General features: G+C 34.5%; 6 protein-coding genes and 1 tRNA gene. 2 read left to right on the plus strand and 5 right to left on the minus strand.

Annotated features, from left to right (window positions below; genetic code table 11):
• Positions 1-21: 21 nt before the first annotated feature.
• Both INR75_RS04190 and INR75_RS04195 read right to left on the minus strand, forming a co-directional pair.
• Positions 22-1,863: a RagB/SusD family nutrient uptake outer membrane protein gene (locus INR75_RS04190; protein WP_223090897.1), complete on the minus strand. Its 1,842-nt coding sequence runs from the start codon at positions 1,861-1,863 to the stop codon at positions 22-24.
• A gap of 22 nt (positions 1,864-1,885) precedes the next feature.
• A complete protein-coding gene (locus tag INR75_RS04195; protein WP_223090898.1) occupies positions 1,886-5,050 on the minus strand; it encodes a TonB-dependent receptor in 3,165 nt (1,054 codons plus the stop codon).
• 716 nt (positions 5,051-5,766) lie between these two features.
• On the opposite strand from INR75_RS04195, the gene INR75_RS04200 reads away from it, so the two are divergent.
• Entirely contained in the window at positions 5,767-9,843 is a 4,077-nt protein-coding gene (locus INR75_RS04200; RefSeq protein ID WP_223090899.1) for a hybrid sensor histidine kinase/response regulator transcription factor, read from the plus strand.
• Positions 9,844-9,957: 114 nt separating this feature from the next.
• Here the strand turns inward: INR75_RS04200 and INR75_RS04205 are convergent, their stop codons facing one another.
• From INR75_RS04205 to mce, 3 genes are all read right to left on the minus strand, one after another.
• Positions 9,958-11,577: an aspartate:alanine exchanger family transporter gene (locus tag INR75_RS04205; protein WP_223090900.1), complete on the minus strand. Its 1,620-nt coding sequence runs from the start codon at positions 11,575-11,577 to the stop codon at positions 9,958-9,960.
• A gap of 309 nt (positions 11,578-11,886) precedes the next feature.
• Positions 11,887-11,960, minus strand: a tRNA-Ile gene (locus INR75_RS04210).
• A 212-nt stretch (positions 11,961-12,172) separates the two neighbouring features.
• Positions 12,173-12,574, minus strand: a complete 402-nt coding sequence (gene mce, locus INR75_RS04215) for a methylmalonyl-CoA epimerase (protein WP_223090901.1) — start codon at positions 12,572-12,574, stop codon at positions 12,173-12,175.
• 149 nt (positions 12,575-12,723) lie between these two features.
• On the opposite strand from mce, the gene rbfA reads away from it, so the two are divergent.
• Positions 12,724-13,116: a 30S ribosome-binding factor RbfA gene (gene rbfA, locus INR75_RS04220; RefSeq protein ID WP_084842026.1), complete on the plus strand. Its 393-nt coding sequence runs from the start codon at positions 12,724-12,726 to the stop codon at positions 13,114-13,116.
• Position 13,117: the final 1 nt, after the last annotated feature.

Genomic DNA, 13,117 nt, shown 5'->3' on the forward strand with positions numbered 1-13,117 from the left:
GTTTTTGTTAGGAGTTAATTTCTAGTGATAAGGGTTTCTTACCAATCTTGGATTGTTATTAAGAACTCCCTGATCTATTGAAGCATAATAATTACCTAATCTAAACAGGCGAGCTCTTCTAAACCTGGTTGGTCTTATCCTATTATAGATATAACGATTGTCATCTGGATGTCCAGGACGAACAATTCTATAAGGATACAAACCGTATACAACTGCCTGTTCGCTATTTTCATCTCCATCCCAAATTTCGTGTGCTATTCTCCAGCGTTTTAGATCAAAGAATCGATGATCTTCGAATGCTAACTCTACACGGCGTTCATTACGAATGTCCTCCATAGTTACGCTTGCAATACTATTGACAGGGAAACCTGCACGTTCTCTCAAAGTGTTTATGTAAGTAGTTGCTGTTTCAGTTTGCCCTAATTCGAAAGCTGCTTCTGCTCCATTTAAATAGATTTCTCCTAAACGAAACCAAGGCCACCAGTTTTCTGAAGCTACTCCTCGAAGGCTGGCTCCAGAAGCATTACTCAAAAATTTACGAATATAGAAGCCTGTATTACTTACAAACTGTGCATTATCCTGTGGACCATCTGCACCTGTCCATAATCCTCCATCTTCGTAAGTACTACCTAAGGTTTGAGAAGTTTCATAAGAATAACCAGATCCATCCCATACTGCAACACCAGCTTGCAATCCAACAGGTGTACTTCTAAATGTAGTTCCTGGATAAATTACCGTTCCATACAAACGAGCATCTTTATTATCAAAAATGTCTGTAAGCTCATCGTAGACTATGGGTGAACCACTTTCATCTGTAATTCTTAATTCTCCATCACTACCATCCAAATAATCATAACTCTCTACCAGATTTAATGATGGCGTAAGATTAGAAGGATATTCATTATCCTCAGTTAAACTTCTTGGAATATTCTCGTAAGTAAATCCATGCGTTTTTAAACTATTTTGAAAATCTTTGGCGAAAATCACTTCGTTACTGGATTTATCCATTAACATTTCATAGAAATTCATACCTCTATCTGGATTCTCGTTATAGAGTGCATAATTTCCATTTTGTAAAATTTCCTGAGTAGCCTCTAAAGATCTTGTGTAAAATTCGTTTGCTCTACCTGCTGGAATTCCTACCTCACCTCCAGGTAAAGTAATTGGATTATCCATTAAATTATTATATTTAGCTAAAGAACCTGCATATAACATTGCGCGACTTTCTAGTGCTAATGCTGTGTAGTAATTTGCACGTGTCTGGCTACCATTGTTGCCGCTAAGATCATCTTTGATATCTTCTAATTCAGTATAAATAAAATCGTATACCTCAGCTTCTGTAGATCTTGGTATTTGTAAATACTCTGGATCACCACTATAATCGTAAACAAGTTGTTCGGTTACTAGCGGAACTCCCCCCATTCGTTTTACCATTTCGAAGTAAACAAATGTTCTAATAAATCTAAGTTCAGCTCCAAAAAGATTTCTTTGGTCTACATCGATCTCTGTACTAAATTCCTCCAGATTATCTAGAGCTAAGTTTATATCTCTTATAAACCCATAATCCCAAAAGCGACCATAGTCGTATCCATACTGAAAGTCGTTTCTCCAGTTTTGATCAAAATGACCAGACCACATAGCGTCGTCGATCTCTGTCATTCCTCCAACATTAAAGACACCGTGTAAACTTGGTAATCTATCATAATAATTAGCCAGGAGAGACTGAATCAACTCAGGGTCATTCCATAATTGCTCGTCCCCAATGATGTTACGGGGCTGGCGTTCCAGAAATGAATCGTTATCACAACCAACAACGCCCATAAAACATGCAACTAATAAGATGCGTAAAATTGTATATTTCATAATAATATTTTAAAAACTACTATTAAAGTGAAAGATTTAAGCCAACAACAATTGTTCTTTGTTGTGGATAAACTACTGAACCACTTGCTGATATTTCTGGATCGATCTCGAAACCACTTACATTATCAAAAGAAGCCAGATTAGAACCGGTTACATAAAAACGAAGTCGATCTACATTTACTTTTGAAACCCATTCATTAGGTAAAGTATATCCTAACTCGATATTTCTAAGTCTTAAGAACCAAACATTGGTTAACCAAAAATCGCTATTTAGATAGTTTGGCCCTACGTTACCGTTACGAATGGCTGGATAACGTCCAGGAATCCATTCACTTTCTGGATCATAAGGATCAGCTCTATGCCAACGATCTTCTAACAAATAGGCTGGAGAGTTTCCTCCTGCATGAAATGGGTTTCTTAACTCATAATCTTGAAACCAGGATTGCATTGTACCACCAGCAAGATCTACAGTAAGATCGATATTTTTCCAATTCATAGCAATAGTCCCACCATAGGAAATTATAGGCGACCAACTATTTGGGTAACCAATAGGACGTTCGTCCATCCAGTTAATCACGCCATCTTCATTTACATCCTTATACATAAAATCTCCTGGCAACAAAGTTCTGTTATTTTGACCGTCAATATTAATAGGGTGATTTCTAATTTGCTCTTCATTTTCAAATCTTCCAACTACCTGATATCCCCACCAGATACCACCCCAACGGCCTTCAGAAGAATTTCTATATTCGGCCCAAGAATTTCCGAAGCGTGGTTTATAAGATGAAATGTTTTTATATCTGGAATAGGTGAAATTACCGCTCACAGAATAATCAAAGTCATTTATTGAACCTTTATAAGTAATTATACCTTCTGCACCATTATACCCATTTTCATTAAGGTTTTCATTTGGTAAAGTATAACCTACCTCACTTGGCAGTAAAACATCATACCTTGGTGCAGGAACTCCAGTTCTTCTTATTCTAAAAACATCTGCAGTAACACTAAGTTTGTTATTAAACATTGTAAGATCTATACCTATGTTAGAATTTGTATTGGTAACCCAGGATAAATTTCTAATGGGCAAGCCTCTAGGACGCAATCCAGTAGTATAGTTTCCATCTAGTACAGCACTACCATTATTCCAAGTATAGCCACCATAATAATCAAACAATCCTACACCCTGTTCCTGTCCGGTTTCTCCGGTAGAAGCTCTAATTTTAAGATCGTCTATCACTCCTGTAAGTGGCTCGAAAAACTTTTCGTCTGAAATTCTCCATCCTAATGATATCCCAGGAAAGAATCCCCAACGGTCATCTTCTGGATACAGATAAGATGCATCATATCTTCCTAATAATTCGATAAGGTACTTATCATCAAAACTATAGTTGATTTTACCAATGTATCCTGCTCTTGCCTGATAGCTCCAACCATCTGAAAAAGAATTTAATTGATCAAATTCTAGTAATGGTAGATAATTATTAGAAGGATTGGTTCCCATTTGCTGGTAATCCTGCTCAAAATCAGATCGCTCATATGCAGCCATTATCGTAAATGAATGTTTATCGATCTTTTTGGCATAGTCTAGTTTGATCTGAGAGAATGTACTTATATCTTCTCTCTCTGTCTGATATCTCCAACCACCATCTGCTCCACCTGTTGGATTATAGGTGTCGTTAGCTTCATCATATGTAAAAACATCGTAAGTATACTGAAAACCATCAAATTTATTGTTGCTAAAATTATAAGAGTATGTACCTCTTGCTTTTAGTCCAAAATCAAATTCATATTCAGCATATAAATTTACATTCAGGTTTCTACCAAAATTGTCTTTATACCCTACAATATCTCTTTCGAATAAAGCAGGGTTTCTAGAATAATCCCGGGTATGGTTTGGATATTCTGGATTGTTATTAGCGTAAGGAGGTGAAGTTGGTAAATTACTAAACAGTCCTAAAATCGCTGAAAAATAACCATCTCCTCCAGGTAAACCTACATCATTGGTTTCTTCGAGTCTACCACTAATCTGTGTACCTACTTTTAACCTTTTCGCTATTTGTGATTCGATATTTGCCTGTAAGTTTGTTCTCTCGTAACCAAAATCATCCAATAGCGCCTCTTGTTTTGTATTGGCTAGAGATAAGTAATAGTTCGTTTTATCTGTACCCCCAGAAACACTCGCATTTAAATGATATTGAGGAACATTATCTCTCATGATAAAATCATAGTAATCATAACTTTGGTATCCAGGCATTGTTCCCTCCTGCCATCTCTGTAACTCTTCTGGCGTAAAAACAGTAGTAGGATCACGACCTTCATTCTGTGCTGCTTCTACAAGACCTCTGGTATATTGTGCTGCATTAGCCAATTCTGGAAAACGAGTAAGGTTTTGCCAACCCGTATATCCATTAATATTGATCTTCGGCTGATCTGAATTTTTTCCCTTTTTAGTAGTTACAAGAACAACACCGTTAGCAGCCCTCATACCATATACAGCAGCAGAAGCATCTTTAAGTATAGTGATACTTTCTATATCTTCTGGGTTTAAGGAATTGAACATATCCTCGCCAGAGTTTCCTGTGGATTGTACCCAGTCACGACCGTTATCACCTCCATAAGGAACACCATCAATTACATAAAGAGGATTTCCCATGTTACGAATTTCTAAAGAAGCTCCACGACCGGGTCTCGCATCCTGAGCTCTAACTGCTACACCCTGTATTTTACCGGCTAAGGCTCCAGCAGTCGTTGTAGAAGTAGTACGAGAAATATCTTCAGATTTAATAGAACTAATTGCACCTGTAACGTCTTTTTCTTTCTTCGTTCCATAACCTACTACAACAACTTCATCTAAAGCTTCTTCGTTAGGTTGTAGAGTAATTTCATAATAGGCTTCCTCTGTTAGAGTAATCTCTTTTTCTAAAAATCCTATATAGGATATAAGAAGTGTTTGATTGTTATTGCCATCCTGCGGAACGATAATTTCGAACTCACCCTCAAAATTGGTGACTACACCATTCGAGGTGTTTTTCAATAATACAGAAGCGCCAGGTAATGGCAGTCCTGAATTGTCTAGCACTACACCAGAAATTTCACGCTCCTGTGCAATGATTACGTGTGATAAAAACGCAAAGAATATAAAGCAACAGACTTTGAGCTTTTGCGATTGTTGTAAAATTTTATACATATAGCTAAAAATTTAATTGAAAACGAATTGTTATATTTTGAATACCATTAACGAAACCAAGAAATCGATTTCGCTATGAATTCTTTTCAAAATTCTCCAATTTTAGGCTTTTATAAAGGATAAAATCTGTCCAAAATAGGGGTGTTATTTGGTACATTTTGTTAATTCATGAACCCTAGATGTTTATAATTGAAATATCACAAAAAATAATTCTATTAAAACCACAATTCTTTAAAACGATACTCAAATTAGAAAACGGAAGATAATTTATCGATGTTTTACATAAGTTACGTAAACATTTAAGGGGCAAAAATGCCCCCTAAAATTCACACTAAAAACTTCTATTAACTCTAAAAGCTCTTAAATTTTGATATTTTGATCGATATAGAAAATATATGAGTATCGAACAGTCTACTTATAGTATTGTTAAAAACGCTTATAGCTATTGTATAATAAAATTCGTCTAATTTTATTTATTAAAAAGGGTATTAATTAATAAGAATTAGGGCAGTTTTCGTCCAAATCTTATACTTTGCAGATAAATTATCTTAAGGTTTGAATCTGTAAAGAATCTTTAAAAACCGAGGATTGTTTTTTAAATATTTCTATTATAATAATAAGTGTTTTTTATACATTTATGTATATTTCCCCGCTTAGACGTAAAATCTTTACCACACAAAAAGAAAACGATTGCACGCGTATTTAATGTCATGGTTATGAAGTTGATCTCTACAATATTCTTAGGCTTTTTAATTTTGGGAAGCCACATTTATGCACAAGAATTTAAAAATAGCGAAATTCAGCAGGAATTAAATTTTCATCTATTAAATGTAGAAAATGGACTTTCCAGTAATTCTATTAATGATATTATCCAGGACGACCTGGGATTTATATGGATCGCTACAGAGGATGGGCTTAACAGATACGATGGGTCTGAATTTCTAAAGTTTAGGGAAAATGCAAGCTCCAAAAAATACCGAATTGCAAATAATTCAGTACAACGACTAGTTTTCAAAAATCCAAATGAACTTCTTATCGGTACAGATGAAGGCTTGAATGTTTACAACACCAGAACGGGGGAAATGAAATTGATTCAGCAAAATGATGGATTAATTAATAACAGTATAAGCTCCATTTCCTTAACTTCTTCAGGATCTGTTATAATTGGTACTTATCGTGGCGGGCTTCAATTACTAAATGAAAATTTAGAATTTCAGAAAAAATATATTGACTATAGCTCGCTTACTTCAAAAGAAATTTCCTGTTCGTTTTTACAGCAAGATTCGATTCTTTGGGTGGGAACTTTTAATAAAGGATTAAACAAGGTAGATTATAGCTCTGGCAAAGTAATTAAGAAATACCAGGCAAACAGTAGCTTTTTAAACTCCTCGATAATTAACTGTTTATACGAAGACCAAAGGGCCAATTTATGGATTGGTACACGTTCAGGAATTTCAGTGATTACCAGTTCTGGTAAAAAAATTACTATAGAAGATCATTTAAGTGATACAGATATTCTCTCCTTCCAGGAGGATAAAAAAGGTAATCTATGGATAGGGACCAGAAATGGCGGCTTAAATATCTTACATAAGAATTCATTTTTAGAAAATCCAAATGAACCAATCATCAAAAAGTTTTTACCTAAGAACGACGGTAGTAGTGTATATAACCGCTCTATTAATACAATTACATTAGATAAGGATAATAAAGTTTGGATTGGAACTTCAACCGGAATTAATTATGTAGATCCAGAAGGTGAGATCATACATGCAATTCAGAAAAAAGAACAAACAGAAAACTCTTTAATTCATAATAGAATAGGAACATTAGCTAATGCTTCAAAGTCTAATATCTGGATTGGGACAGATGGTGGAGGCCTAGATCTATTCGATCCCGTTTCAAAAAAATTCAAGCATTTTTTTCACCGCGATAACGATACTAGCAGCTTAAGCAACAACTATATTTTATCTATTCTTCAAGATAGTAAAGATCAGGTTTGGGTAGGAACTTACCTTGGTGGACTAAACAAATTAGATAAAAAAACAGGAAAATTTAATCATTATTTAGAAGGTAAACCAAGTGATGGAAGTGATGTTCGTGCTATATTCGAATCCAGTGACGGGAATATTTGGGCAGGAACAAACCAAGGTGGGCTATATCTTTATAATGAAGATCAGGATCAATTTAATTATATAGACAACCTTGGTAAGATTGACATTAGAGATATCGAAGAAGATAAGCAAGGAAATCTTTGGTTAGGTACATTTGGAACAGGAATTATAAAATATAATCCAAAAACTAACATTTCTGATTCTTTCAATACTTCGAATATTGAAGGAATGAGTAGTAATATCGTATTTGCTATTCATCCAATTTCAGCAAATAAAATTTTTGCCGGCACAAGATATGGCGGACTGATTTTGCTTGATCCTGAATCTAAAGAAATTAATACTTATACTGAAGAGAATGGACTTAGCAATAACTCTATAACCGATATTGTACAAGAGAACAATGATTTTTTATGGCTTTCTACCTATAACGGCATTAATCGCTACAGCCTGAAAAATGAAGAAATAATAGACATTTCTAACCTGAGTAATATCCAAAAAGGCGGATTTGGCGTTGGATGCTTGTTGATCTCTAATACTGGCATCATTTACGCAGGTGGAATTAACGGTGTGAACTATTTTAACCCTAAAGAGTTCTCTAAGCAAGAAAGTAACTATCCACTAATACTTAAAGATCTAATCGTTCTCAACAAAAAGGTACCGGTAAAAGACGAGAAAGATGCTATCTTAAGAACCTCCTTACCTTACCAGTCTTCGATTGTTTTGGAACATGATCAAAATACATTTTCTATAGATTTTGCATCATTAAAATTTCCCGAAGCAAAAAATGTTGAGTATAGCTACCAGTTAAAAGGTCACAACGAATTTTGGGTAAAAACCCAGGGGGTAGGATCTGCTAATTTTACTAATGTCCCACCGGGCGAATACCAGTTAGAAATAAAAACAGATTCTCCTTACAGCAAAAATACTTCTAAATTACTAGCAGTAACCATTCTTCCTCCTTTTTGGGCGACTCTTCCAGCTTACTTCCTTTACGTGCTGGCATTTTGTTTGGTTCTATTTGTGATTGGCAAATATTATTCAGATCGATTAAAACTAAATAATTCTTTAGTTTTTGAAAAAAGACAAAGAAAGCTAGAACATGATCTTAACGAAGAACGACTACGATTTTTCACAGCATTCTCACACGAACTAAAAACACCACTTACGCTAATTATGGCTCCTGTGGATAGTTTACTAAGTAAAGTAAGTAAACAGGAAACTATCGAAAATCTAAATTTCATTAAACGAAATGCTCAAAATCTGTATGGCCGCATAGATCGATTATTGGAATTTAGAAAAGCTGAAGAAGGTCTTAGCCAATTGGTAGTGGGGCAACATGATCTTGAAAAACACATCGAACAATGGACAAAAAATTATAAGCCACTTGCTAAAGACAAGAAAATTAAGCTCTCTTTGGCTATTTTAATTCAATTAGAAAAGTTTAATTGTGATCTAAGTAAGCTCGAAATTATATATAACAACCTATTATCTAATGCAATTAAATATTCTAAATGGCAGGGAAAAGTAGCTATTGAAGTTTTTACTGAAAATGGGATGCTTAAAATAAAAGTTAGTAATCAGGGTATTGGGATTAAAGAAGAAGATATTGATCAAATTTTCGATTGGTATTATCGCGCTGATAACAGCCTTAAAAAGAAAGGCTCTGGTATTGGTTTAGCGCTCTCAAAACGTTTTGCCGAACTTCACAAAGGAACTATTAATGTTAAGAGTGAAGAAAATGGTATTACTCAATTTATACTTAGTATTCCTACAAATCTTAAAGCGAAAGAGTTAGAATCTTTAATCGAAGAAAAAGACCTTGAAAACAATCTGGCTAAAGAAAGTTTTACACAAACCGCTATTATAGATAAAAAAGAAAAACAATTAGCTGGTAAAAAAGGTAAGGAAATAGTGTTAATTGTAGATGATAATCCTGAAATATTAATGTTCCTGGACAGCATCCTTAAAGAAGATTTTGATCTTATTCATTCCCGTGATGGTGAAGATGGTGTAAAAAAAGCATTAAAATATGTCCCAGATCTAATAATTTCAGACGTGATGATGCCAAAACTAGACGGTATTCAGCTATGCAATGAATTAAAGACACATCATATCACTAGCCATATTCCAATCATATTATTAACCGCCAAAAGTAATACCGAAAGTATTTCTTCAGGATTTTCTAAAGGAGCAGATGATTATGTGACCAAACCATTTCATCCTACATTATTAAAAACCAGAATTAAAGCGATACTCGAAAATCGTAAAAAATTACGTGAATTTTTACTGAATGAAAATCCCAACATTCAGGAACATACTTTCTCTGAAAAAGCTTCTGGAATTATCGATTCTGAAAAAAAATTTTTACTAAAAACCGAAGAACTTATCTTAAAAGGCTGCCCTGAAGTTAAAGTAAATACAGATTACCTGGTGAAAGAACTTGGTATGAGTAGAACTTCTTTATACCGAAAAATCAAAGCCATTACCGGCCAAAGTATTAACGAATTTATAAGAGACACAAAACTGAAGAAAGCTGCTAAACTTATCTATCAAGAAGAATACTCGGTTACTGAAGCTTCTTTTGAAGTTGGCTTTAGCAGTATAAAATATTTTAGAAAAGTCTTTAAAGAGAAATACGGCTACAATCCTTCTGAATTTAAATCTGGAGCAGCACAACTTTAGAAAGCTTTAAAAACAAATCGTATATTCATTGAATATTAAGCTAATAAAAAGCCTCCTTTACTAAAGAGCCTTTTTCAGTATAAAGTATAAGATATTAGCCTTTTAACCTGAAGCTTACAAGCTTCCTAAAATTTGTGCACAGATTATTATCATAACTAAAGCAAAAGGATAAACTGTAGCGTAAGCAACCTGGGGACCTTCTGTACTGGTCATAGAATCTACAGCAGTAAGGCCAGGTGTACTCGTCATTCCGCCGGTTAAAGCTCCCAAAAGCGAAAGGAAGTTAACCTTAAAGAATAATCTACCAATAATAACTACAATGATCATAGGCACTAAAGTGATTATTGCTCCTATACCGAAAAGATTAAGCCCATATTCGTTAATTGTAGGTGCAATTTTACTTCCGGCAGCTAATCCTACAGGAGTTAGAAAAAGCAATAAACCAAATTGCCTTAAAATTTGATTTCCTACTACGGGTAAATTCCAAATGATTGGACCGGTTTTACCAATCCTACTTAAAACCAGGGCAGCAATTAAAACACCTCCTGTAATTCCCAAAGAAAAAGAACTACCGCCAGGAAGCGGAATTTCTATGGCCCCCAAGAGTAAGCCAACCACACAGCCCAAAGCTACAGGTAAGAAACTTGTGGTTTCTACTTCTTTCATACTATCGCCCAAAATGTGAGAAAGAGCAGCCACATTTCCTTTACTGGAAGAAATTAATAAACGGTCTCCATATCTCAGTTTTAAAGTAGGCCTCGCCGATAGATCTATTCCTGCTCGTCGAACTCTGGTTACCGTTGCTTTAAAATTTCGTTTTACATTTAATTCTTTAAGTGATTTATTTACAAGGTTACGTCTTGAAACTACATACCATTTCACTTCCATTAAACCACTCGCGGGTATTTCAACGTCTGTAGAATGTCCAAGTAATACTTCTACCCTTTTTAAAGCTTCTTCAGTTCCAACTGCTTTTACTACATCGCCTTTATGCAAAATAGCTTCAGCAGTAGGAGCAACAGACATGGTATTAGGGCTCATAATCCTTGAAATATTGGCTTTGGTCATCATTCTAATATCCAGATCTTTTATGGTACGACCTTCGATATTATCATTTGTAATTTCGAAATTCCTGTTAGTAACTTCTGGAATCTTACTTTGCGCTTCCCGAATGTAATTTTCTTCCTCTTTTGAAATTTTAGCTCCAAAAAGCTTCGGCGAGAGTTTCACAAATAAAATAACCCCAATTACACCAAAAGGATATGCAATACCATAACCAATAGATGCCAATGGAGAATTAGAAGCCTCGATAGCTGCGGCCAAACCTGGTGTACTGGTAAGTGCTCCCGTTAATAAGCCTACCGAAATTTTGTAATCTACATCAAACCCGACTGATAATAATGCAGTAGTAATCGTACCAATGACTACACTTAAAACTGCCAAAATGATCAATTTCGCACCTTGACTTTTAAATACTTCAAAGAAAGACGGTCCTGCCTGCATACCAATGGTAAAAATAAAAAGCAAAAGACCTATTTTCTGAATAATTTCCGGAAGTTCAAACTCTACTCCCTGAATGTTGAGCCAGTAGCCGTAAAAAATAGCTACAAAAATTACTGCTGAAGAATCAAAGGATACCCCTTTAATTTTAATTCCGCCTAAAAAAATACCAATACCGATAATAATGAAAAGTGCGATATAATCTGTACCTAAAAAATCTAACAAAAATTCCATAATTGGATGATTTAATTGACTTTCTACTCTAGTTGAAGATTGGGATAAATCGAGTATAAAGATACATGAGAATTAAAGTGAGGAAACTGATGATTATCATGTTTTTAAGAAATTATGGAGATAAATTTTCGGGTATTAAATAGGCTAAGAGAAATCCTTATCTAAGAAAACTAATTATTAAAATGACTTGAATAAAGTTTGAAATAAAAATGAATAATCAAGCTTCAGTATATGATAGCATACAAGAGTAGTGAAGTATATTATGCTTTCTAAAAAATAAAAGCTTCTCAAAATTGAGAAGCTTTTATGTGGTCCCACATGGGCTCGAACCATGGACCCCTTGATTATGAGTCAAGTGCTCTAACCAGCTGAGCTATAGGACCAGTCCACAAAATTAATTATGGGTGCGCAAATTTAGATAAATCCCCGTTATGCGCCAAACATTTTTTTAAATTAGTCTACAATCGATATTTAATGTTTTGAGAACAAATAATCTAGACACAAAATCTAGCATCTGCTTAGTAATGTTTTATGAGTAATACCATTAGTTCAATATCATTGACTTTTACAATGTCATTAAATATTTCAGCAAAGTTCACCTAATTTCCTGGCAAAGTTCAATTAAAACTCCATTGGCTTCCTTAGGATGCATAAATACTACCAACTTATTATCTGCTCCCGTTCTTGGCTGCTCATTTAAAAGCTGAAAACCTTCATTTTTAAGCCGTTTTATTTCAGCTTCAATATCATCTACCGCAAAAGCAATATGATGCATCCCTTCTCCCCTTTTCAGAATCGATTTTGCAATAGCACTATCTTCGCTGGTTGCCGCTAATAACTCAATCTTACTTTCTCCAATTTCAAAAAAAGAAGTATTCACACCTTCGCTTACTACTGCTTCTGTTTTATAATGAGGTTTTCCCATTACCGCCGCATAGACCTTGTTGGCTGCTTCAAGATCATTCACGGCAATACCTATATGTTCTATCCTTTTCATTTCAGAATTATTAAAATCAAAACTAATTTTTGTAAACTACTTAAGAGCAAGAAGCATTTAATTTCGATTATCGAGTAAAGATCGCACTAAAATAATTATTCTTATCTTCAATAAATCTACAGCTAAGTTTAAAGTACTATTTTTGCAACATGGAAACAAACAGACAGAAAAAAATAGGAGGCGTTTTGCAGAAAGATCTGGCAGAAATCTTAAATAATAATTTAAGAGATGCCGGGATAAATGGAATTTTAATTTCTGTTTCTAAAGTTAAAGTAACTACAGATCTTAGCATTGCCAAAGCTTATCTAAGCGTTTTTCCGCAGAAACATGCCAACGAAATTCTAAGTGAGTTAAACGAAATAAAGTCGAAGATCAAACATCAAATGGCTTTACGTACCAAAAATCAGCTACGTAAAATGCCCGATCTTAGCTTTTTTATCGACGACTCTCTAGAATATATCGAGAATATTGAAAAATCGATGAAAGGCGACGAAGATCCAATAAATAATCCAGATCTTTTAGAACGCAGGAAAAAGTCATAAC

Origin of the sequence: Zunongwangia sp. SCSIO 43204, assembly GCF_019904275.1 — a bacterium.
GTDB classification, from domain to species: domain Bacteria; phylum Bacteroidota; class Bacteroidia; order Flavobacteriales; family Flavobacteriaceae; genus Zunongwangia; species Zunongwangia mangrovi.